Consider the following 23701-nt stretch of genomic DNA (forward strand, 5'->3'; position numbering starts at 1 on the left):
GTGTACTTATGCTACTAGGGCCGGGAGGCCGAAGCGATTTGGGCCCGAAGGCCCGTAAGAGACCGGAAGGCCGCAGGCTACTCGCCCTTGTTCTTCTGGATGATCTCTTCGGCCACGGCCCGGGGGACCTCCGCATAGCTCTCGAAGGTCATCGAGTACACCGCGCGGCCCGAGGTCTTCGACCTCAGGTCACCGATGTATCCGAACATCTCCGACAGCGGCACGTTGGCGCGAATTACCTTCACGCCCTGAGCGTCCTCCATGGTCTGGATCTGTCCACGACGCGAGTTGAGGTCGCCAATGACGTCGCCCATGTATTCCTCGGGCGTACGAACCTCGACGGCCATCAGCGGCTCGAGCAGGACAGGGTCAGCCTTACGAACGGCTTCCTTGAAGCCCATCGAACCGGCGATCTTGAACGCCATCTCCGAGGAGTCGACGTCGTGCGCGGCGCCGTCAAGCAGGCTTGCCTTGACGCCCACCATCGGGTAGCCGGCCAGGACGCCGACGTGCAGCGCATCCTGGATTCCTGCGTCCACCGAGGGGATGTACTCCCGGGGGATGCGGCCACCCGTGACCTTGTTGACGAACTCGTAGCTCTTATCGGCAGTGATCTCGAGCGGCTCGATCGCGATCTGAATCTTCGCGAACTGCCCGGATCCACCGGTCTGCTTCTTGTGCGTGTAGTCGTGACGTTCGACCGCCCTGCGGATGGTCTCGCGATACGCGACCTGGGGCTTGCCGACGTTGGCCTCGACGTTGAATTCACGGCGCATCCGGTCGACCAGGATGTCCAGGTGAAGCTCGCCCATTCCCTTGATGACCGTCTGACCAGTTTCCTGGTTCTGCTCGGTGCGGAAGGTCGGGTCCTCTTCGGCCAGCTTCTGGATCGCGAGACCCAGCTTTTCCTGGTCCTGCTTCGTCTTCGGTTCGATCGCAACCTCGATGACCGGGTCAGGGAACGTCATCGACTCGAGCACGACCTGCGCGTTCGGGTCGCACAGGGTGTCGCCTGTGGTGGTGTCCTTGAGGCCGATGACCGCGTAGATGTGACCGGCGGTCACGAAGGCCACCGGGTTCTCCTTGTTGGCGTGCATCTGGAAGATCTTGCCGATGCGCTCCTTCTTGCCCTTGGTCGAGTTGACGACCTGGGCGCCGGAGTCAAGGTGACCGGAGTACACGCGAACGTAGGTCAGACGACCGAAGAACGGGTGGACGGCGACCTTGAACGCGAGGGCCGTGAACGGCTCCGTCGCGTCGGGGTGACGCATGATGACCTTTTCCTCATCGCGCGCGTCGTGGGCCTCGATGGCCGGCACGTCGAGCGGGGTGGGGAGGTAGTCGACGACTGCGTCAAGCATCGGCTGAACGCCACGATTCTTGAACGCGGAACCGCAGAGGACGGGGTAGATCTCGCTGGCGACCGTGAGCCCCCGAATCGCGTGCTTGATCTCGGAGACGGTGAGCTCTTCGCCGGAGAAGTACTTCTCCATGAGGTCGTCGTCGGTCTCGGCGACGGTCTCGAGGAGCAGCTTGCGGTACTCCGCAGCCTGCTCGATGAGGTCGGCGGGGATCTCTTCGATGGCGTACTTGGAGCCCATCTCGACGTCACCCTTGGAGTCGCCACGCCAGGTCAGTGCGCGCATTTCGACGAGGTCGACAACGCCTTCGAAGGTGTTCTCGGCGCCGATGGGCAGCTGGATGACGAGCGGCTTCGCGCCGAGGCGCTTGACGATCGTGTCGACCGTGTAGAAGAAGTCGGCGCCGAGCTTGTCCATCTTGTTGACGAAGCAGATGCGGGGCACGTCGTACTTGTCGGCCTGGCGCCAGACGGTCTCGGACTGGGGCTCAACGCCCTCTTTGCCGTCGAACACTGCGACAGCGCCGTCGAGGACGCGGAGCGAACGCTCCACCTCGACGGTGAAGTCGACGTGGCCGGGGGTGTCGATGATGTTGATCTGGTTTTCAGCCCAGAAACAGGTCGTCGCGGCAGACGTGATGGTGATGCCACGTTCCTGCTCCTGCGCCATCCAGTCCATGGTCGAGGCGCCGTCGTGCGTCTCGCCGATCTTGTGATTGACACCCGTGTAATACAGGATGCGCTCAGTGACGGTGGTCTTGCCAGCATCAATGTGAGCCATGATGCCGATGTTGCGGACCTTACTCAGGTCGGTGAGCACGTCAAGTGCCACGGGGGTCCTCCGGAAGTTTGCTTATGGTGCTTGGGGCGAAACAGGGCATCCGATATCCGGGCCTCGGTGATCGAGCTTGTCGAGATTTGATCTCGACAGGCTCCATCACCAAGAGCCCGGACTCCGGAACGCGACTACCAGCGGTAGTGTGCGAAGGCCTTGTTCGCCTCGGCCATCTTGTGCGTGTCCTCGCGGCGCTTCACAGCGGCACCGAGGCCGTTGGATGCGTCGAGGATTTCGTTGGTGAGACGCTCGGTCATCGTCTTCTCGCGACGGGCCTTGGCGTAGCTGGTCAACCAGCGCAGAGCCAGGGTGTTGGCGCGGTGCGGCTTCACTTCGACGGGCACCTGGTAGGTGGAACCACCGACGCGGCGCGAACGCACCTCGAGGGTCGGGCGAACGTTGTCGAGTGCTTTCTTCAGCGTGACGACGGCATCCGCACCGTTCTTGGCAACGACGCCTTCGAGTGCATCGTAAACGATGCGCTCGGCGAGGCCCTTTTTGCCGTCGAGGAGGATCTTGTTGACGAGCTGGGAGACGATCGGGGCGCCGTATACCGGGTCAGCGATAACGGGACGCTTGGGCGCTGGGCCTTTACGAGGCATTACTTCTTCTCCATCTTGGCGCCGTAGCGGCTACGAGCCTGCTTGCGGTTCTTGACGGCCTGGGTGTCCAGTGCGCCGCGAACGATCTTGTATCGAACACCGGGGAGGTCCTTAACACGACCACCGCGGACGAGCACCATGGAGTGCTCCTGCAGGTTGTGACCCTCGCCGGGGATGTAGGCGGTGACCTCGGTACCGTTCGACAGCTTGACGCGGGCGACCTTGCGGAGAGCCGAGTTCGGCTTCTTCGGCGTGGTCGTGTAAACACGGGTGCACACGCCGCGCTGCTGGGGGTTGGACTTCAGGGCGGGCGCCTTGGTCTTGGTGACCTTGGGGCTGCGGCCCTTTCGTACCAACTGCTGAATGGTGGGCACTAATTACTCCTTGTTATTGCTGCACGGTGACAGCTCATTGATGGTTAGCATTCGAATCGATCCGTTTCCGGCCCGATCGAGTTCATCTGGACCCACCGACACACGGAATGAATTCCGCAAGCTGAGGCAGGTATGCCGTGGGGGCTGCTCGGAGAGCAAACCCTGTGTGAGTGCCAGATCGAGGCGCCTAAGGTGCGGCACGACAAGATCGCGATGGCATAACTCAAGCGCACGACACAGCGCACACCCCGAAATACTAACTCGGCGGTGGCAACCCGGTCAAATGGATCACATGGTCCGAGGGGTTCGTTCAGGAGTTGTTCAGATGTTCCGGGGCCAGAGCGGGGAATCGAGCGCGGTGTCGAGGTCGGCGAGGAGAGCGAGCACCCAGGGTTCGACGAATTCGGCGACGGCGGTGCGCATCCGTTCGCGGTGCCGAACCAGCTCGGCGCAGACGCGGCCGCCGACCAGGGCGGCGTGTGCGTCGGCGCGGGCGACCTCGGCGCGGATGGCCGCCTTCTCCGCGTCGGTCAAGGGAGCCGGGGCGAGGGGCGCGGCGACGGATGCCTCCGGCCGGGCGAGTTCGGCGAACGTGAACAGGTAGGGGGCGTCGGGCGCGGCCGGCGGGTCGAGGTCGAGGCCGGTGTAGGCCGGGTCGAGGCCCTCGGCCGGGTGGTAGGCCGACGCGGCCTTGCGCTCCTCGTTCAGCTGGATCTCCCGGCTCAACAGCGGCAAGTGCGTCTCGGTGAACTCGTCGACCTCTGCGTCGATCAAGTGCTTCAGGCGCATGGCGAGGGCGTGCTGCACGGCGTGCGGGACATCTGTCGTCAGGCCAGCGGCCGCGATGACCGGCGACCCGAAGCAGGTGCGGCACAGTCGGGTGCGGCCGCGATGCGTGCCCGGGCGCCACCGGGGCAGCCAGGTCAGCCAGTCGTCAACCTGATGGCTGACCCGCGACTCGATGGAACCGTCCATGGACATCAAGGGTACTCGATCGAGCCGCTGCGCGGTCGGTGAATTTCTAGGCCGGCATCTCAGTCATCATCGCGTTCCCACGGCCATTTCGGCGGGCCGCGTTCGGGCATCCGTGAGGCCAGGACCAGCGAGTAGAGCAGGGTGATGATGAAGGCGAGGATGCCAGTGGTCACCGCGAACGGGCCCAGCAGCACCGAGGCCGCGAACCCGACGCTGTCGCCCGGGAGCCCGGCGGTGTCGGCCGGCACGCCGGTGCCGAGCGCGTAGAGCACCCCGCCCACCAGAACGAAGACTCCGATCGCGGCGAATCCGGTGCCCAGGGAGTACCCGACGGCGATCCGCTGGTTCTCCGGCCTGGTGCGCAACCCCAGGAGGAGCATCAGGATGAGCACCAGCACCACGGCGGCGGCGGTCATGATCGGCCCGACGAGGGGTCCGGCGTTCGGGTCACTGATGACATCCGTGTCGACCAGCAGGCTGATCAGGCCGAAGGCCGCGACGAGGAGCGCGGCGAGGAGCACCGCGGCGAAGACGGCGACGACCGTCGCGTATTGCTGGTAGTCCCGCATCGCTCCCCCTTGCTGGCGTGCCTGCCGGGGCCCGGCGCGTGGTGTGCGCCGGGCGTCGACCGACTAGTTGCTGCGGATGCCCTGCGGTCCGGCGGCGAGGACGCGGTCGTACTCGGCCTTCGATGCGGCGTTGCGTTCGGTGATGGAGCGGCCGTTGCGGGCGATCCAGGCGCCGGCCCAGATCGGCACCTCGCGGGCGACGATCGCGGCGGCGATGGCTCCCGGGTTCAGCCACTGCTGGCTGATAAAGCGTGCGGCCTGGTCGGGCGTGAAGTTCCACGCCTGCACGCTCAGGAGCGCCGCCCCGATGTAGGAGAAGTAGACGACCACGGCCACCAGGAAGCCGAAGAGCACGTAGGCCCACCAGCCGCCGCGGTTCACGAGCAGCACCAGCAGGGCGAACGCGACGAAGAAGAAGATGACCGGCACGTAGAAGATGGGCAGCACGATGAACTCGGTGAACTTCGTGGCCGTTTCGGAGATCGACAGGCTGCCGATGCCGGAGAGGGCGAAGGCGACGAGCGCGTAGAGCACCGCGAAGATCACGGTGGAGAGCAACGCGATCACGACGCCGGGGCCGCGGTTGCTCTTGTACTTCGGAGCGGTCGGCGCCTGGATGTAGATGGGGGGCTGAACTGTGGTGTTCGTGGGGGTGTGGGACGCGGTGGGAGCGTCGGCCCGGGTGTCGACCGGGTCGATGCGCTGGGTCTCGGCCGTGCTGTTCGAAGCGGTGCTGTTCGCAGGAGTGCTGTTCACGGAGGCGGCGGGCACGTAGGCGGCCGTCGCGGGCTCACGGGAGGCGTCGTGGGTGCCAGGAGCGGGAGTATGGGTCTCGGGGGCGTCGTAGGAGACGGGTTCGCCGACGGGCTCGCCGTGAGCGGATGCCGGTGCCAGAGTTGCAGCGTCGGTCGCGTCGCCTGAGTCGGCCGGCGCGGAGTGTGAGCCTGACCCGGTGTAGTCGGGGGCATCCGTGTGCTCGGCGTGGCCGACGTTGTCGACCGGTTCCGGGTCGTGGTCGTAGTTGCGGTTGCCCTCGGGGGGTGTGGTGTTACTCATGATGCGCTCCTTGTGGCCGAGGCCGTAACGGTCAGGAGCAACTGTAGCAATGCGACTCCCCGGTCGGGGGAGGCTCGGCCGGACGCGGCGCCCTATTCTCCCGTGACTGCAAGCGGGGCAGGTGATGCCACGATCGAGTAGATGAGGCCCGAAATCGACCCGTCGACGAGGCCATCGTTTCCAGGTTCGGCAGACGGCTGCGGTGCCGCGGTGCCACCGACGGGCGCCGAACTCAACGTCGCTGAAGTCGTAGTCAGACCAGTAACGAGGAATAGTCTCGGGCCCATCTGCAGGCCGTTCACGAAATTGAGCACGTTGCTGTAGGTCCCCGACACAGTGATCTGGACCGAGAGCGAAGCGAAATTGGATGCCGTGATTCCGGCGTTGGTTACGGGCGGGGATCCCGGTGCGGCAGTCGGTGCCGGGGTCGCTGTTGGAGCCGGGCTGGGCTCGGGGGCCCCGGCTTCGGCCGCGGGCGCAACGGGGGCCACGAGTGCAACGGGTGTGTAGGCCTCCGCATCGGCGATGGTGAGGCCCTTGAGGGTGACCTGGTTCGCGTTCGCCAGGGCGTCGAGCTGATCGACGTAGTCAGGCGCGTTGGTGCCAGACGGAACGGACTTGTTCAGAGACGCAAGTTTTTGATTGAGACCGTCGATTCCCTTGAAGTCTTCCTTGAGCTTGGCCAGGGAAGCCCGGTGGCCCACATTGGTCTGCTCGACTGAAACACGCTGATCGTTCGCAGTCGCGATAGCCGCAAACTGGGGCTGGAGGCCGATGACCCAGCCCAGCGCAATGACGAGAACCATCATCAGCGCGGAGCCGATCATCCAGAGCCGGTTCTTGTCCATGGCTACTTGCCTTCCGTCGCGAAGCGCTTCGAGAAGGCGGCGTCGTTGATGTGCATAGTGATATTCACTTTGTAGGTGTTGGTTGCCTCGTCCAGGTTGGCCGAACTCGGAAGGGCGTCGGCATACCCCGGCAACGTCGCGAGCGCGTTCAGCCAGGTCGGAACATCGGGAAGAACAGCGCTTGTCGCAGTGAAGCCAACCGTGGCGACGCGCGCACCCTGTAGTGGCAGGGTCGGCTGATCATAGATCGCGAGCGGCGAGGCCGAATCGACGGCGATGCCGTCAATCGTCACGCCCGGGGGCAGGGTCGCTTGAACGTTCTCAAGGTATTTCTTCCAGTCGATCTCCGTTGAAGAGCCGACCTGCTGAGCCGCCTCGACGAGGGTGACCTGGTCTTGCACCTTCCGCACTTCGATGTACTTCGACTGCTCTACCAGGAGACCGGCCGTACGCGCCTGCTCGTCCGCCAAGCGCATTTGAGCTTCTAAGGACAAGGCCGTTGCTGCGACGGATCCGACGATCACGAGAGCAAGCACGCCCACTACGCCGAGAGCGAGGCGCCTGCGCATAACTTTCGTTGTGCGTTCCTTTCGGACCTCAATCGGAAGCAGGTCTACCCGCGGTTCTCCGCCGATGACCAGTGTCTCTTTGCGTTTGTCGCCACTCATGTTGCGCTCCCCAACGCAAGGCCCAGCGCGACAGTGAAAGCTGAGCTGCTTCCTCGCAGCGCCTTTTCGTCAACCGAACGGGCCAAAGACACTGTCGAGAACGGATCCGCCATCGAAACGTCCAAGCGCGTCAATTCCGCCAACGCTGCGGCAAAGCCGTTGAGGAGCGATCCTCCCCCGGTGAGTACAATCCGCTGCACCTGATCAGCCGGCCGTGTATTTCCGTAGTAGTTGATGGTGTTGCGGAGACTCGTCAACAGTTCACTCGTCACCTGATAGATGATTTCGATTGCCGGCTGGTCCGCCGACGGAACGGCGCCCGTGGCTAACCCCCGGGTGCGTTTGATCGATTCGGCCTGCACCGCGTCCACTTCAAGCCCGTTGCGGAGAGCCTCGGTGAGGTCGTCGCCGCCCGTCGGGATGATTCTCACGAACTGGGGAACTCCATCCTTGATGATCACGACGCTGCTGGTGTTTCCCCCTAGATCGAGGAGGGCAACCGTGCCCGTGATTTGCGGGCGGGTCACCAGCACCCGGCTGAGTGCGAACGGGATGAGATCAACGTCAACTGTAGTCAGCCCGGCTAACTGGGCGGCCTTGACGTTGCCCAGCACTGCTTCTTTCACGGCCGCAATGAGCAGACCGTTAACAACCAGCCCGTTCTGCCCGGTCGATTCAGAGATGGGATAGAAGTCAAGGAGGGCGTCCGCGACGGGGACTGGAAGCATGTCCTGCACTTCGAACGGCAAGGACTCACGGATGCGGTTCAGCGACATCTTCGGAACGGTCAGGTCGCGGGCGAGCACTCGCTGGTTTCCCATCCCGAGTACGACGTCCTTCGACTTGAATCCGCCCTGAGACCACAACAGCTTGAGTGCGCCCGCGACCGTGTTCGGCTCAAGCACCTCACCGCGGCTGACGGCACCGTCGGGCAACGGGACCTCGAAGTACCGCAGTAAAGTCGGCTTCGCCTTGGCCGGATCGGCCAATTCCACGGCCCGAAGCGCGGCGCTGCCGATGTCAATCCCTACGACGCTCGTTGCCACTGCATCCTGCTCTCTCTAACCTATTTGATAGTCATTGCTACGCCACACCGAGGAGCGACAAGTAGCCTTGCCACAGCTGATCCCCGAAGAAGATTCCGACCCAGGCCCCGCCCAGCATCCACGGGCCGAACGGAATCCCGCTTTTCCGGCTGGCGCGTTTCGTCAGTAGCAGTCCAAGGCCGAAGATGCCCCCCAGCAAGAATGCCGCAAAACCCCCGACTATGAGCTCTCCCCAGCCGAGGCAACCGAGAAATAGTCCGAGGACGCCGGCAAGTTTGACGTCGCCGAAGCCCATTCCTCCTGGGTAGATGAGCGCGAGGCCCAGGTAGATAGCCCAAAGGATGGCGAGCCCCAATATCCCCCGTATCAGCGCAGAGGGATCACCGCCAGCGACTGCTGCCCCGCCGAGCAGCGCAAAACCAACCAGATAGGTCGGCAGCACGATCCGGTTGGGCAACGTATGAGTGTCGAAGTCGATCAGTGCGAGCGTGACGCTGACTGCGGCCAGATACAGGTACGCGAGGACCGTGAAGACCGCGGCGCCTGCACCGGGAACGTCGGATGGTGCGCTAAGAAAGTGAATGGCAACGACCACGAAGAACAGAGCCGTGCCCAGTTCGACAAGGGGGTACCTTGCGGAAATCGATGCCGCGCAATCCCGGCATCGACCACGCAGAAGCACCCACGAGAGCACGGGAACGTTATCCCAGGGGCGGATACCGGCACCACATGAGCCGCACGCGCTGGGCGGTGCAATGATGGACCGCCCGGCAGGAACGCGGAAAATCACAACGTTAAGGAAAGAGCCGATCAATGCCCCGAAGATTCCCGCACCGACCAGCGGGAGTACTGCGTAAATCACCCAACATCCAGCGTGCTGAGAGGATCGCCCAATTTCGCTCCCGTTTGAACGGGATTCGTCAGGCCGCCACTTAGATCGATCCCTTGCACACCAACGGGTACAAATTCAAGGGAGGCCTGTTGGTTGAACTCCACCTCCCCCCCATACAACTGACCACGGAAGCCGTTGCGATTGCTCCGGATCTTGCATGGTGTATAGACCATCGCTGCGATATTGGTTCCGAAATCTGTTTCGTTTGTCAGGAAGATATCGCCCTTCAGGGTGCTCGGAGCGGTAGGGCTGCAGGTTGGTTGCCCATCAGGCACGTCGTCAGGAACAAGGAAGGTCAGCGTGCGCGGCGTTACGGGGAGGCTCAGGTTGGTGAAATACAGCTTGTCGAACGTGAACTGGTTCGCCACCAACACGATGTTCGATTTCAGATCGACATAGTCCATGCTATTGCTGGTCGTCACCGGGACGTTGGGGCACGCGTTCAAGAAATTGACGACGGTTGGCGTGATGTAGGTCGCGATCTGTGCCCACTTTGTACCCGCCGCGTTGTTCTTGCTGATGTCGCACGAGCCTGTCCAATTGACGATGTTGTACCCCATCCCGGTCCATTGCGCGGGATCCCACTTGATATCGGTCCAGTTCGGGATCGCAGGAATGGGCACCGTTGCGCCGGACCTAACGGTCGCAGTGTTGTAAGTACTGCCCGCAATGGAGAGCGTCCCGGTCGCCCAAATTGACCCGCCGACGTTGCTCGAGTCAATGACGACGTTGCCATTGACATGAATTTTCCCCGCTACGTCGCACGCATTCAGCTTCGCGTTGCCATCACCCAGGATCAAATCACCACCGATCTTTGCGTTGTTCGTGCATTCGACGTCGCCCGTTTTCACCATTACAGACGTCGCAACGCTGTTGTCCGCCGAACTGAGGTTGAACTTCTTGAGGACCCCATCGACGGAGTTGGCGTACACGGCGGCTCCATCGATGGGTACCTGAACGATGATCGGCACCCACTTGTAGATGGCCTGAACTGTGCTCTTGTCCCCTGAGCTGGCCCGCGCTACACCGAGCTGCTCGGCAGTTCCGACAGACGTAATGCGAACGTGGGTCGCGCTGACCGGCGGACACCCGTTTGTCCAGGTCGACCCGGCGTTCAACGAATAGCCGATTGTCGAGGTGAAGACGGGCACCACTGTCGAGGTCAGAACGTTCCCCCCCGTCGTGCAGCCGTTTGTGGTCTTCAGCCGCGCGAGAGCAACATCGATGCCGGCGTCTGCGGCCGCATGGGATTGCACGCCGGCGCGGGACGAGGTCGTCGTTCCTGCTGATTGAACAGTCACCGCGCCAATCGTTATTGTCACGATCGAGAGGACGATCATGAGACCCAACACCGCCACCAGTGCACTCCCGCGTTCACCACGACGGACTCGAGACAGTTCTCTGGTTATGAACATGGCGGGCTCACTCCTGGGCCTGGTGTAGGCATCGGTTGTCGGCTGGCTGCAGTCGTTTGTATGAGAACGGGCGCACCGGAGGAGCCAGCAACCCTGAAACTGAGCACGACTTGAGGGCCACTCGCGCTGAACACCGGCGTTGAATTTGCCCGGCTGACCCCGGAAGCAAATAACGTCCAAGTCGCGACGTCACTAGGGGAAGCTGGAACCGCGATCGCGGATGCTGAACGCGTGGAGCGAATTTCCCCGTTACCGAAATACCAGGCCACATAGCGCACTGATACCGGCGTCGCAAGGGCGTTATCAACAACCGTGAGGCGCAACAAGCATGTACCGGCGGAAGAGGGTGTGGCCCTCAACTCACGCGCCGCGCGCACGTCGCGGGTAAGCGCTTTGGAGACGAGCTGGCCAGTGTTACTCGATTGAGCTGCCTCTCGAACGCTCGATTGTGCTTTCATCGTGCCTATCAGCATGCCTCCGACGATGACCAAACCGAGTACGCCGATTGCCAATGACACAACCAGCTCGATCAGAGTGAACCCGCGATCGGAATCGTGTAGGCGGCGGATCACGGCGCAGCCCCTTCGAGCAGCACGAATGTAGTCGCTTTGGCGAGGATGGGCGATGGAATGCCCGCGCGGGTGATTTCGACGCTGACCCGCACTACACCCGGGTAGGCAGTAGCGGCCGGGCAGGCGCCAACGGAGCGCCGGATCTCGAGAGACACGCCGCGTGCGTCAGCTGCGACTCGCGTAGGTACGTCATCAAATGTGCTGACCGTGGAGCAATCGGAATTATATCTTCGAACCAGGTCGAGTTCTTGCCCGGCGAACTGACTCGCCGTTGCCAGCGTTGCGTTGCTGCCGGAGGTTCGCAGCCCTTGGACTAGGACTGGCAGGACAGCGACGGCCAAGATCGCGAGAATCATCATGGAGACGAGGATTTCGACTAGACCCAAGCCCGGGTCGCGGCCGCCGAGAAGGCGCAGGTGGGAACATAGGGGCTTCATGATTGACCTCCCGCGAAGTAGGGGCGGGTAGTAGTTAAGGTGGGTGGCCGCGTAGATGCTGAGTGCGAGGAGAGGGACATCCGTGTGACGTCCCTCTCCTCGTGAGACTCTTTCCTTACGGGGCTACGAAGGCGCCTGCCGAACAAGTGCCCTTCTTGGCGCCGACAAGGTCGCTAGCCGCGAAAGTCACTACTGGAGAGGTCGTGCTGGGTGCAGACACGCAGAATGCAGCGCCCGCTCCGACGGTCAAGGTGAGGGCGCCGGTGTTTGCACTCTTGGTGAAGCCGTACTTAGAGTTCGCTGATGGGTCGATCGTCCCAGCAGCCGGAAGCGCACCCGTGTCCGTCTGAATTGCGACAACGCCAATCTTGGCGTTGGCCACGTCCGACTGCACGCCCGACTCCTTGGCGTTGTTCTGAATGCCCAAGTAGACCGGAATTGCGATGGCGGCGAGGATGCCGATGATGATGACGACGACGAGGAGTTCGATCAGGGTGAAGCCCTTTTCGTTCGCGTCAGGGTTCTTGCGTCGGGCGTTGAGGGCGTTGAGGCTGCGAGTGAGCACGATGAGTTCCAATCGGTGAGTGGTTGCACAGGAACCGGTTTTCGGGAACCGATCAGGATTCCACTGTATGGGCAGCGATAACCCCCCACGACCCGCGAGAGAGGGCAATGTGAATTCGAAACACCCCCAGTCGTGGGGGTCAATATTCACATCGGTCATCACGGAACACGCAGCAAGCTCTGGGCGATTATTCGATTGCGCCGGCGATGCCGAAGATCGGCATGTAAAGAGCAATGACCATGCCTCCGATAATGACGCCCAGAAATGCGATCATGAGGGGCTCGATCATGGCGGTGAGCTGCTCGGTGGCCGACTGAACCTCGTCATCGTAGAAGTCCGCGATCTTGTCGAGCATGACCTCGAGCGAGCCGGCGTCTTCACCGACTGCGATCATTTGGGTAACCATAGGAGGAAACACCGGCTGGTTCAGGAGCGGCGCGGAAATGGAGTGGCCCTGGCGCACCGATTCTGCGACCTCGGTCAGGGCGTTCTCGATCACCCAGTTTCCGGAGGTCTCGCCCACGATTTTCAGTGCCTGAAGGATCGGCACGCCGGCGCCGATCATGTTCGAGAAGTTGCGAGCGAACCTGGCGACGGCGATCTTCTTTGCCAACGGCCCGAAGACCGGCAGTTTGAGTTTGAGAGGGTCAACGAACTTCCGCACTCTGTCCGTGTTCTTGTTCTTTTTCCACCAGACGCTGAAGGCGATGATGACAACGGCGAGAAGCGGCCCCACCCACGTCATCGAGCGCGAAAGGTAGACCAGAATCATCGTTGGGAGAGGCAGCTTGTCGCCCGCGCCCGCGAACATATCCTCAAAGATCGGCACGATGAAGATCAGCATGATCATGACGGCAGCGAGGGACATCAGCAGCACGATGACGGGGTAGGTCAGCGCCGACTTGATCGTGTTTCGGAGCTTGACTTCCTTTTCGAAGTTCGCAGCGATTGACTCGAGAGCGCCGTCGAGGAATCCGCCCGTTTCACCGGCCCGAACCATGTTGACCATGATCGGCGGAAACGACTCGCTGTGTTTGCCGAGCGCATCTGAGATAGATGTGCCCGACTCGACATCGTCGCGCACAAGTACGAGGAGCTTCGAGAGCGCTGCGCTTTCGGTTTGCTCGGCCAGAATGTTGAGCGCGCGCAATAGGGACAAGCCAGAGCCGATCATGGTCGCCATCTGGCGGCTCATGATGGCGAGGTCCTTCAGGCCAACGCCCTTGCTGAATCCCGGGATCGTGATTTCCCGGCTTAGTCCGGTTCCCTCCGGTGAGGCGCTAATCGAAATCGGAGACAAGCCCATCGAATTAAGCCGGGACGCTACTGCTGCCTCGCTCGAGGCATCCAACTTTCCCTTGACGATCTTCCCGGCTGAATCGCGCCCCTTATAGGTGAATGCCTGGACTGTTGCCATCAGTGCTTGTCCCGCGAGTAGGAGTCACCGAAATCGATACCACCGGAAGCTATCGCTCGTCCGATCTCATCGCTTGGGGTCTCTGAGCGTTGGATCAGTTGGCCGATGGCATCGGGTTCTTGTGCCTTTTCGAGCGCCGCTTCACGGGTGATCTGGCCGGCATCGACGAGCTCTGCCAGATGCTGGTCCATCGTGTGCATGCCCAGCCCTCGACCGGCCTGCATCATCGAGGTGATCTGGTAGGTCTTGCCCTCGCGGATCAGGTTGCCAATCGCGGGAGTGGTCACGAGCACTTCGGTGGCGACAACACGGCCCTTCCCGCTGGCCTTCTTGACCAGCGTCTGACAGACGACACCCTGCAGGGTGGCGGCCAGCTGAGCGCGCACCTGACCCTGCTGGTGAGGCGGGAAGACATCGATCACTCGGTCGACGGTCTGCGCTGCGGACTGGGTGTGCAACGTGGCGAAGACGAGGTGCCCGGTCTCAGCAGCGGTCAACGCAACCGAGATCGTCTCCAGGTCGCGGAGCTCGCCGATCAAGATCACGTCGGGGTCCTGGCGCAGAACGTGCTTTAGAGCGTTTGCGAAGCTGTGCGTGTCGTGGCCGACTTCCCGCTGGTTGACCAGTGATTTCTGATGTCTGTGCAGAAATTCGATCGGGTCTTCCACGGTCATGATGTGGTCTGCTCGGGTGCGGTTCACAAGGTCGATGAGTGCCGCGAGCGTCGTCGACTTGCCGGACCCCGTCGGTCCGGTCACGAGCACAAGCCCGCGCGCGAGCCCAGCGAATTTGCCGATGGAAGCAGGCACGCCGAGCTGCTCAAGCGGCTTGATCTCTCGGGGAATCAGACGAAAAGCTCCACCGATGGAGTTGCGCTGCTGGTAATAGTTGACACGGAAGCGAGCCCCACCAGCGGTATAGGCAAAGTCAAGTTCCTGTTCACGCTCGAACCGCTCGCGCTGGTCGGGGAGCAGCAGGCTGTAAAGGGCCTTCGTGACCTTCTCCGGCATCCATCGTGGCACCCCTTCGATGGGGCGGAGACCGCCGTCCACGCGGATGCTGGGTGGCGCACCCGCCGTGACATGAAGGTCGGACGCATTGCACATCACGACCTCCTCGAGGGCCGCCACGAGGTCGGGGTCTGCGTTGCCGAGGGCGGCGCGCTCCTCAGGGGTGAGTCTTGCTTCCGCCCTGGCAACCTGTGGGGCGATCGCCTGTGGTTCAGCGGAGCGACGACCTCCCGGGGCCGTGAATTCATCGAGCGAGTAGACCCTGGTGTTGGCTGTATCGATCGTCGTGGCGTCAACGTCGGGCATTGCGACCGGTTCAGCTTTGCGCCGGTCGGGATCGCCAAGGCGCCAGCTGCCCTCGGCAGCCCCTGGGGGCGTGACCGGGATTTCGTAAATGGGCTGGCTCATGCAGATGTCCCCTTTTGCACTATGCGACCACTCGCAAGATTTCTTCGATCGATGTCAAACCCATTTGCGCCTTCGCCCAGCCATCCTCGCGGAGGGTGATCATGCCGTGTTCGCGCGCCACCCGGCCGATTTCGGCGCTCGATGCTCGGGCCACGGCGAGCCGCTCGATCTCCTCGGTCACGGTCATCACCTCGTGCACGGCGATGCGCCCCCGGTATCCGGTCTTTGAGCACTGCGTGCAGCCGACCGCCTCGAAGATCGTGGGCAGCGGGCGCTCCAGGTCGAACGAGAAGCGCAGCCGCGTCAGATAGTCGGCGGTCAGAGCGGATGGCGTCTTGCACTTATCGCAGAGACGGCGGGCGAGTCGCTGGGCCACCACGCAGTCGAGTGCAGAGCCCACCAGGAAGGGCTCGATGCCCATTTCCGTGAGCCGGGTGATGGCGCTCGGCGCGTCGTTGGTGTGCAGGGTGGAGAGCACGAGGTGCCCGGTCAACGACGCCTCAATGGCGATCTGTGCGGTCTCGTGGTCGCGGATCTCACCCAGCAGGACGACATCCGGGTCGCTTCGCAGGATGGAACGCAGCGCACTCGCAAAGGTGAGGCCCGCCTTCGGGTTCACCTGCACCTGATTGATGCCCGCCATGCGGTACTCGACCGGGTCTTCGACCGTGATCACATTGATCTCGGGGCGGGCGACCGCGCCCAGGGTCGTATAGAGAGTGGTCGACTTGCCCGAACCGGTGGGTCCGGTGATCAGGATCATGCCGTAGGGCTTGGAGTACGAGGTCTTGTAGGCCTCGAAGTTGTGCTCGAGCAGGGCCAGCGCGCGCACGTCGAGGGTCGTGTTCGAATTGTCGAGGATACGCATGACGACCTTCTCGCCCCACACGGTGGGGAGGGTCGCGACGCGCAGATCGATCTGGCGGCCGGCGTGGCGCACGGTCATGCGGCCGTCCTGCGGTTTGCGCCGCTCGGCGATGTCGATATCGCTCATGATCTTGAGCCGGGAGATGACGCCGTTCTGGATGCTCTTCGGCGCGGTCTGCATCTCGTGCAGCACCCCGTCGATGCGGTAGCGCACCCGCAGGTTGTGCTCGCCGGGTTCGATGTGAATATCGGAGGCCAGGTCCTGGATGGCCTGACTGACCAGCAGGTTCACGAACCGCACGATCGGGGCGTCGTCGTCGATGGAATCGGAGACGCCGAAGGAGGTGCTCTCGGCGGCGGCGTTCTCTTCCTCGAGTGTGGAGGTGAGGTCGCTGAGCTCGTCGTCGGCTCGGTGGTAGCGGGTGATGGCGGCGAGCAGGTCGGCGCGCTCGGCGACAACCTGGGTGACGCGCATCCGTGATGCTTCGCGCACGTCGTCGACGGCAAAAACGTTGCCGGGATCGACCATGGCCAGGATGAGGCGACCATCGTCGACCGCGATCGGGAGCACCTCGTGGCGCTTGCAGACGGCCACCGGCACGAGTGACACCGCCAGGCGATCGACCGGGTAGTCGATCAGCTCGACGAAGGGCAGGTTGGCCTGCTGGGCCCGAGCCTTGGCGAACTGCACCTCGGTGATGACGCCCTTGGCCACGAGGGCGCGAACGGCAGACTCGTCGGCGGGGTCGCCGGCCATGAGGTGGTCCAGCTCCTCAATGGGAAGCAGGCCGTGCAGGATCAAGATTTCGGTGAGGCTGGCCACGCGATCCTCTCGAACAGGCTCGGCAAGTAAGTAACGAATAACGCTATCTCTGGGGCGGGAAGTCTTGCCAGACCCACAATGAGGGGGGCACGGCTCGAAAAAAGCCTCTGATTAGTGATCCTAATGGGGCCCGGCAGCGACTCGGTTACGGCCCGCGGATCGCAGGCGGAATGGGTTGGCTCGTGGGGCGTCCCCTGTGGCGATTTTCACCCTGCCTGCCTGCCTGCTCTGCGCAGCCTAAACACCCATCCAGAGGTTGTCGATGATGTTCTGTGTGTAGCCCAGCGGGCCAGCGTTCGTGTACTTCGTGGCGAGCCAGATGCCGTTGCGCAGAAAATGTGACTCCCCGAAGGCGCCATCCACCGTGTTCGTCTGGATGACGCAGCGGCGGCCCTCCGATTGGTTGAAACATTCCAGGCCCTTCGCGACGAGCCTGGCCTCCACGGCCGCGCTCTGCTCCGGGGTCACCCAGACCACGTTGGTGATGATGCCGGTGTCGGATCCCCCGTAGGGGCTCGCCCAAACGCAGGTCAGGTGGTCAAGGGCGTCGATCTGGGCCCGCAACTCGGAGTCATCCGTGCCGTGGGCCACCCCGTTGTCCTGGTCCTGACTCCACTCGGGATTCAGCGTGAGGTCGCCGAGTGCATGGATCATTTCCGGGGTGTAGAGCTGCGTGCAGGTGGCCGGACGCGGAACGCCCGGCGCCGCGGCCTGCCCGGGTGCAGCGGTTGCGGATTGGCCCGGCTCAGGGTTTGCCGTGGGCGCCTGGGTGGGTGTTACCGTGGCAGGCGATTCTGTAGCGCCGGGTGTCTTGGTTGGGGTGGGCGGCACTGTGGCGGTTCCGGTGCCGGTTCCGGTGCCGGTTCCGGTGCCGGTTCCGGTGCCGGTGCCGGAGCCGGTTCCATTGGCGGTTCCGGTGGCGTCGACTGCGCGTGGAAAGCCTTCGCCGACCCGCCAGACCAGCGCCACCACGAGAACAATGAGGAGTGCGGAGGCGAATGCGGCCAGTCCGATCCAGGCTCGTCGTCGGGCTGCTGGCGGGCCCCCTACCGGGGACGAGTGGCCGGCGGCGCTCTCGTTCTCGGCCGCATTCTCTGGACTCATCGGCGTCTCCTCCGAGGTTGTGCCTCCACCATTGCCGGGGTCTCAATTGAGGCAACGGATGGCAAGGGACGGCCCCCGTGCGGCAGTCTCTGATCGAATACAAATTCGATATTCTTGACCAATTTCGGTGAGAAACTCTCGACAACAGATGCGGGCTGAGGTATCCTCGTAACATGACCAACCTCGCGGAAGACCTCAGGCAGGCGGCCGACGCCGTGGCCCTGCTGGGCTCCTCGAGCGCCGACCTTGCGGCCCTGCCCGACGCTGACGTGTTGACAGGGCAGACGCGAATCGCTTCGGCCCGCCGCCTCCTCGACACCTACTCCGTCTGGATGGCGGCGACCATCGCCGAGAGGTCCCGACCGGAGCTCGGGCACTCGGGGCTGGCGGCCCAGCAGGGGTTTCTCTCACCGGAGGCGTTGATCCAGAAGTGGACCGGGTCGTCGAAGGGTGACGCCTACAAGCTCGTGGCCGTCGGCACCATGATGGCCGACGCGGAGGCGGCGGAGAAGCGTGTCGAGGCGGCACTCTCCTCGCCCGACAGGGACGCTGCCGAGGTTGCGGGGTTCGAGGCGAAGGTGCCGTGGCAGGCACCGATCGCCCGGGCCGTCACCGCGGGAACGCTGTCTGTCGACGCGGCCGAGTCGATCCGCGCGGGACTCGGCCAGATCGACGCGGCGGTCACGGCGGAGAGGCTCGGTGCGGCGCTGGAGGCGCTGCTGGTCGAGGCGGCCTCGTTGAATGCCGACGAGGTCTTCAAACGGGCGAGACGGATGCGCGACTCGCTCGACGAGGCCGGCATCGCCGCCCGCGAGAAGCAGGCCTACGACGACCGCTACCTGAAGGTCTACCGGCTCAATAACGGCAATGTGCGCCTGAACGGGCTGTTCTCGCCCGAAGACGGCGAGTTCGTGCTCTCCACCTTCGACTCCATCACCGGCCCACGCCGTGGCGGGGTGCGCTTCGTCGACAAGGAGCGGGCCTCATGGGCGAAGAAGATGCAAGATGACCCGCGCACGAACGAGCAGATCGCCGCGGACTCGCTCGTACAGCTGCTCAAGATCGCCGGGGAGGCCGACCCGGGCCGAGTGTTCGGCGGGCGCCGGCCCGCGGTGCGGGTCATCGTGACCGAGAAGGCGCTCAACGGTGGTCAGGCCGGCCAGGCGGATCAGGCCGGCCAGACGGATCAGGCCGGCCAGGCGGATCAAACCGGCCAGACGGATCAGGCCGAGAAGGTCAGCGAGCACGGGTCGGCCGAAACAGCCGCGCACGGGCTGATCGACGGAAATCCGGTCCCGATCTCGCAGGAAACCATTGACCGGTTGCTTTGTGACACCGGCACCCGCGGAATCAAGTTCGATGACAACGGGCTAATCGTGAATGTCGGCCGCGAGGCGCGACTCTTCACCGAGAAACAGCGGGCCGCGATGGCCGTACGCGATGGCGGATGCCTCTGGATCGACTGCGACCGGTCACCCGCCTGGAACGAAGCCCACCACATCAACGAGTGGTTGAAGGACAACGGGTACACCGATCTCGCCGACGGCGTCCTGCTGTGTCATCCGCACCATCTGCTGCTGCACAATCAGCACTGGACGATCATCCGAACGGGGACGCAGTACTGGCTGCGGCCACCGGTGGAGGTCGATTTGGAGCAGACTCTGGTCGCGTTGCCGAGCAAGAGGGCGGGGTTGTAGGGCAGTCTCAGGTGAGTCGTGCGGGTGAGTGCTCCTGGTCACTGGTCACTGGTCACGACAGGCTCGACCCACCGGTGGGGGAACCTCGGGAGGGCGGCGCACCGGGTTTCGACAGGCTCAACCACCGGACGGGGGAACTCCGGAGGGCGGCGCACCGGGTTTCGGCAGGCTCAACCACCGGTGGGGGAACCTCGGGAGGGCGGCGCACCGGGTTTCGACAGGCTCAACCACCGGACGGGGGAACTCCGGAGGGCGGCGCACCGGGTTTCGACAGGCTCGACCACCGGTGGGGGAACCTCGGGAGGGCGGCGCACCGGGTTTCGACAGGCTCAACCACCGAGTGCGGGAAACCTCAGCACGTCGAGGCTCGACGACCCGGGTCAGGGGGCGACGAGCAGGGCGGGATACGCGCTCGGGGCCGGCTTCGAGAAGAGGTAGCCCTGGCCGTAGCGGCAGCCCATCCCCCGCAGCAGGTCTCGCTGCGAGGCTGTTTCGATGCCCTCCGCGACGACATCCAGGTTCAGGGAGTCGGCCAGACGCAGGATTCCCTCCACGATCGCCCGATCGTGATCGGAACTCTCGAGGTCTCGGATGAACGTCAGATCGATCTTGAGGAGGTCGACTGTGAACGCGCGCAGGTGGGTGAACGACGAATACCCTGTGCCGAAGTCGTCGATCGCCAGCCGCACGCCGACTCCGCGCAGCTCCTGGAAGGTGCGGGCGGCGGAATCGATAGCCTCCAGCACCGCACTCTCGGTCAACTCCAGCCAGAGCCGTTCCGGGGGCAGGCCCGACTCGGCGAGGACCCGTTTGACGACGTCACCGAAGTCATCCTGCACGAACTGCCGCGCGGACACGTTGACGCTGACCGCCATTCCCTGTTCCAACGCCGTGGCCGCCCGGCACGCCTGACCGAGCACGGTCGACCCGATCCCCTTGATCAGGCCAACTTCCTCAGCCAGCGCAATGAAGTCGCCCGGCATGACGAGCCCGCGTTCGGGCCTCCGCCAGCGCGCCAGTGCCTCGGTGGCCACCACGGTGTGGTTCTGCAGATCCACGATCGGCTGATACCAGGTTTCGATCTCGCCCAGGTCGACTGCGTCGCGCAGGGCGAGTTCGCTGTCGAGCCGCTGATGGATGCGGTACCGCAGGTCGTCGTCGAAGACCTCGTAGCGGGCGCGTCCGCGATCCTTCGCCAGGTACATGGCCTGGTCCGCGTTACGCAGGAGCACCTCGGCGTCGTCGTGCCCGAGGCCGAAGGCGATTCCGATGCTGGCATCGACGGATGCGATCTGGTCACCGATCATGATCGGCCGCGCGATGGATGCCTGGATCGAATCGGCGATGCGGTGCACGTCCTCGCTGCCACCGACATCCGGGCAGATCACGACGAACTCGTCGCCCCCGATCCGGGACACCGTGTCGCTGGCCCGGATGCTCTGCCGGAGGCGGATGGCAACCTCGGTCAGCACCGCGTCGCCGGCGTGGTGCCCGAGGCTGTCATTGACGAACTTGAACCGGTCGAGGTCGATGAACAGCACCGCAACACCGCGACTCCGGCGTGACGCCTGCAGCAGTGCCTGCTTCAAACGGTCGAGCAGCAGCAGGCGGTTGGGCAGGTTGGTCAGCGGATCATGGAAGGCCAGGTGCTCCACCCGTGCCTCCGCAAGGCGCCGGGCGGTGATGTCCTCTACCTGGTAGAGCAGTCCTCCGGCCTGGTCACCCTCGAAGATCTCCGCGATCTCGGCGATGCTGACCTTGACCCAGGTGTCCTGGTTGCCGCCGTGGCGCATCCGTCGGTCCAGCCGCTGACGGGTGGACGCAGCGCCCTGACCAGCGCCCTCCGGCAGATCGTCGTCACCGTTCTCGGCCGGCATGAAGATCGTTTCGATCTGCTCGGCCACCAGGGTGTCGGTGCGTCCCGCCAGACCCAGGAGCCGCTTGTTGGCGGCCACGATCTGACCGTCCACCGTCACGATGGCCGTTCCAAGCGGCGAGGAGGCGAAGGCGGCCTCGAACCGGGCGGCGGCGGCCGCCGCCGCGTTCTCGGCCGCACGCTGGGCGGTCACATCGGTGACGCTGGCCAGGTGCCCGATGATGCCCTGGTTGTCACGCATTGGGGCGGTGCTCACCTGCACCCAGTTGACCTGGCCGGTCGGAGTGCGGAACCGCAGGGTAGTTTCGTAGGCCACGCCGGCGGCGGCGCTCGCTTGCCACTCACGGACCACGCGCTCCGCATCGTCGGGATGCACGGCCTTCGCCCAGCCGTCGCGGCGCGACTCGGCCTTGGTGAGACCGCTGAGCGCCAACCACTGGTCGTTGGCAGAGATGAGCCCGCCTTCGGCGTCTAACTGCACTATTCCGACCGGTGCGATCTTAATCAGGGTGTGCAGCGTGTCGGCCGTCTCCGCGAGCTGGCGGGTGCGGTTCTCGACCGTGTCCTCCAGCGTGTGGTTGGCCTCGGCGAGAGCGTGCATGGCGGCATCGCGCTCGCGATCGAGGTTGCGCAGCCGTTTAGCCGCGACCCAGGCCAGTACGCCGGTGAGTACCGTCAGACCCAGGACCAGGCCGGCAACGCCGAACTCCGTGTCATACCACCCCTGACGCTCACCCCACAGCAGGATCCAACCGAGCACGAACGGGCCCGGAACAAGAAATGGGAGTACCTGATAGAGGAGTCGGCCCGCGCTCCCCCCGTCGCGGAGAAGGCCGATCAGGCCGGCATCGGGGCGTTGGAACAACAGCGCCGCCGCCAGGATCGCAATCCCCAAGGCCGTCGGCCAGGCCATGCTGGTGTAGCCGCCGATCGAATAGAGCGAGGAGACACCGTAGGCGTAGCCCAGGGTCGCGACGAGGCTGACGCCCAGGGCCCCGAAGGCAAAACCGAGCATCGGGGCGGATCGAACGGCTCGGCTGGCGACGACGGATGCCCCGAGCAAGGTGAGAGCTACGGCCGTGGACGGCGCCATGCGCTCGGGCAGCCCCTCGAAGTCGATTCCGGGCAGGAGCGTATCGATGCCGAATGAACGATCGAGCACGAACTCGGCGAAAGTGAGAGCACCGATCACGAGGGCCGACAGCCCCAGCGCCAGGGTCAGCCGGCGACGTTCGACAACAAGCAATGCCACTGACACCAAGACGAGCCCGACGGCCGCCATCGGCTTCATTGCCAGTAGGGAGACGAGCGCCGGCGGCAGAGAACCGATGCCGACATACCAGGAGACGAGAATAATGACCCCTGCGGCGCCGACCAGCGTCGCACCGAACTGCCCAATCACGCGCATGCTGTTCCTTTGATTCCGAAAAGCAACAGTGCTGGTCGTTGTTCCAACAATACCGGCTGCGGGAATTGCGCGGATCCGCCGATCGATGGGCGTGCGCTACGCACCGGCCCACACATTGGCGATGATGTCGTGCGTGTAGCCGTCCGGTCCGGCATTGAAGTAGCTGGTGGCCAGCCAGAGGCCGTCGCGAAGGAAGTGCGACTCACCCGTGATTTCACCGTCGTTCGTGGACTCGATGAGGCAGCGCATGCCGCCGAGTTCCTCATAACAGTTCATGCCGATCGCGGTCAGCCGGCTCTGCACTGCGGCCGACTGCTCCGGGGTGACCCACACGAGTTCCGTGGTGAGACCCAGACCGGATCCGCCGTTCTCGTTCGCCCAGACACAGGTGAGGGGTTTCCCGGCGGCGTCGATCAGAGCAATGAGTTCCTGGTCTTCGGACCCTCGGTTGACTCCCGAGTTCTCCTCGGCGACCCAGGCGGGGTTGAGCACGAGATCGCCGAAGGCAGACACGATCGCCGGGCTGTACAGCTCGTCGCAGGTCGACGGACGCGGCCCGTCCGGCGCCGACGTCTGCTCCGGCAGCGCGGCGAGGGCCAGGGGTGCCGGGGACGAGTGCGGCTGCGGGCGCCCGGTGTCCTCCACGGCGCCGGGGGTGCTCGCGCCGCCACGCCACACGATGAGTAGGACGACGAGGGCGATGACCAGCAGGGAGCCGACGGCGCCGAGGAGCACCCACATCCGTCGACGCGTCATTGCCGAAGCGGACACCGGACCTGCAGCCATGCGATACCCCCAGAGAGTTCTGGTCAGCTTATCGCGGGTGCCGTCGGGCCCGGGTCTCGACAGGCTCGGGTCTCGACAAGCTCGACCACCG

General features: G+C 64.0%; 21 protein-coding genes. 1 reads left to right on the forward strand and 20 read right to left on the reverse strand.

Annotation, left to right across the window (positions count from 1 at the left end; translation table 11 throughout):
* Nucleotides 1-77: 77 nt before the first annotated feature.
* The 18 genes from fusA to E3O67_RS16925 form a co-directional block, all read right to left on the reverse strand.
* Nucleotides 78-2192: an elongation factor G gene (gene fusA, locus E3O67_RS08680; RefSeq protein ID WP_134427417.1), complete on the reverse strand. Its 2115-nt coding sequence runs from the start codon at nt 2190-2192 to the stop codon at nt 78-80.
* A 134-nt stretch (nt 2193-2326) separates the two neighbouring features.
* Entirely contained in the window at nt 2327-2797 is a 471-nt protein-coding gene (gene rpsG / locus E3O67_RS08685; RefSeq protein ID WP_066597688.1) for a 30S ribosomal protein S7, read from the reverse strand.
* Nucleotides 2797-3171, reverse strand: coding sequence for a 30S ribosomal protein S12 (rpsL, locus tag E3O67_RS08690; protein ID WP_055811472.1), 375 nt, complete (start codon nt 3169-3171; stop codon nt 2797-2799). The genes rpsG and rpsL overlap by 1 nt, the downstream gene beginning before the upstream one ends.
* A 321-nt stretch (nt 3172-3492) precedes the next feature.
* Nucleotides 3493-4146 carry a spermidine/putrescine ABC transporter substrate-binding protein gene (locus E3O67_RS08695; RefSeq protein WP_135102463.1) on the reverse strand — a complete coding sequence of 218 codons (654 nt, stop codon included), beginning with the start codon at nt 4144-4146 and terminating at the stop codon, nt 3493-3495.
* Between the two features lie 59 nt (nt 4147-4205).
* Nucleotides 4206-4715: a DUF6121 family protein gene (locus tag E3O67_RS08700; protein ID WP_134427411.1), complete on the reverse strand. Its 510-nt coding sequence runs from the start codon at nt 4713-4715 to the stop codon at nt 4206-4208.
* A gap of 63 nt (nt 4716-4778) precedes the next feature.
* Nucleotides 4779-5771, reverse strand: coding sequence for a hypothetical protein (locus E3O67_RS08705; protein ID WP_134427408.1), 993 nt, complete (start codon nt 5769-5771; stop codon nt 4779-4781).
* Between the two features lie 92 nt (nt 5772-5863).
* Entirely contained in the window at nt 5864-6619 is a 756-nt protein-coding gene (locus tag E3O67_RS08710; RefSeq protein WP_134427405.1) for a hypothetical protein, read from the reverse strand.
* A 2-nt stretch (nt 6620-6621) separates the two neighbouring features.
* On the reverse strand, nt 6622-7287 hold the full coding sequence (locus tag E3O67_RS08715) for a hypothetical protein (protein WP_135102464.1): 666 nt from the start codon (nt 7285-7287) through the stop codon (nt 6622-6624).
* A complete protein-coding gene (gene pilM / locus E3O67_RS08720; protein WP_134427399.1) occupies nt 7284-8333 on the reverse strand; it encodes a type IV pilus assembly protein PilM in 1050 nt (349 codons plus the stop codon). Before pilM ends, E3O67_RS08715 begins: the two co-directional genes overlap by 4 nt.
* Nucleotides 8334-8370: 37 nt before the next feature.
* Entirely contained in the window at nt 8371-9195 is an 825-nt protein-coding gene (locus E3O67_RS08725) for an A24 family peptidase (protein ID WP_134427396.1), read from the reverse strand.
* The gene (locus E3O67_RS08730; protein WP_135102465.1) at nt 9192-10640 is read right to left on the reverse strand and encodes a hypothetical protein; all 1449 of its coding nucleotides are present in this window, start codon (nt 10638-10640) and stop codon (nt 9192-9194) included. Before E3O67_RS08730 ends, E3O67_RS08725 begins: the two co-directional genes overlap by 4 nt.
* Nucleotides 10631-11212: a prepilin-type N-terminal cleavage/methylation domain-containing protein gene (locus E3O67_RS17810; protein WP_166786898.1), complete on the reverse strand. Its 582-nt coding sequence runs from the start codon at nt 11210-11212 to the stop codon at nt 10631-10633. Before E3O67_RS17810 ends, E3O67_RS08730 begins: the two co-directional genes overlap by 10 nt.
* A complete protein-coding gene (locus E3O67_RS17815) occupies nt 11209-11649 on the reverse strand; it encodes a prepilin-type N-terminal cleavage/methylation domain-containing protein (protein ID WP_134427390.1) in 441 nt (146 codons plus the stop codon). The genes E3O67_RS17810 and E3O67_RS17815 overlap by 4 nt, the downstream gene beginning before the upstream one ends.
* Nucleotides 11650-11764: 115 nt before the next feature.
* Nucleotides 11765-12214 (reverse strand): type II secretion system protein, encoded by a 450-nt coding sequence (locus E3O67_RS17670; RefSeq protein ID WP_277613354.1) that lies wholly within the window; start codon nt 12212-12214, stop codon nt 11765-11767.
* A gap of 187 nt (nt 12215-12401) precedes the next feature.
* Entirely contained in the window at nt 12402-13631 is a 1230-nt protein-coding gene (locus tag E3O67_RS08750) for a type II secretion system F family protein (RefSeq protein WP_166786896.1), read from the reverse strand.
* Nucleotides 13631-15049 carry a type IV pilus twitching motility protein PilT gene (locus E3O67_RS08755; protein ID WP_277613353.1) on the reverse strand — a complete coding sequence of 473 codons (1419 nt, stop codon included), beginning with the start codon at nt 15047-15049 and terminating at the stop codon, nt 13631-13633. The genes E3O67_RS08750 and E3O67_RS08755 overlap by 1 nt, the downstream gene beginning before the upstream one ends.
* 19 nt (nt 15050-15068) lie before the next feature.
* A complete protein-coding gene (locus tag E3O67_RS08760; RefSeq protein WP_134427385.1) occupies nt 15069-16739 on the reverse strand; it encodes a GspE/PulE family protein in 1671 nt (556 codons plus the stop codon).
* A 237-nt stretch (nt 16740-16976) separates the two neighbouring features.
* Nucleotides 16977-17843 carry a hypothetical protein gene (locus E3O67_RS16925; protein ID WP_167726540.1) on the reverse strand — a complete coding sequence of 289 codons (867 nt, stop codon included), beginning with the start codon at nt 17841-17843 and terminating at the stop codon, nt 16977-16979.
* Nucleotides 17844-18016: 173 nt separating this feature from the next.
* Here E3O67_RS16925 and E3O67_RS08775 point away from each other — a divergent pair, with 173 nt between their 5' ends.
* A complete protein-coding gene (locus E3O67_RS08775) occupies nt 18017-19540 on the forward strand; it encodes a DUF222 domain-containing protein (protein ID WP_134427379.1) in 1524 nt (507 codons plus the stop codon).
* Between the two features lie 380 nt (nt 19541-19920).
* On the opposite strand, the gene E3O67_RS08785 is transcribed toward E3O67_RS08775, so the two are convergent.
* Entirely contained in the window at nt 19921-22824 is a 2904-nt protein-coding gene (locus tag E3O67_RS08785; RefSeq protein WP_134427373.1) for a bifunctional diguanylate cyclase/phosphodiesterase, read from the reverse strand.
* Between the two features lie 96 nt (nt 22825-22920).
* Nucleotides 22921-23580 (reverse strand): hypothetical protein, encoded by a 660-nt coding sequence (locus E3O67_RS08790; RefSeq protein WP_134427370.1) that lies wholly within the window; start codon nt 23578-23580, stop codon nt 22921-22923.
* Nucleotides 23581-23701 lie beyond the last annotated feature (121 nt).

Source organism: Cryobacterium sp. TMT3-29-2, assembly GCF_004564305.1.
Lineage (GTDB): Bacteria > Actinomycetota > Actinomycetes > Actinomycetales > Microbacteriaceae > Cryobacterium > Cryobacterium sinapicolor.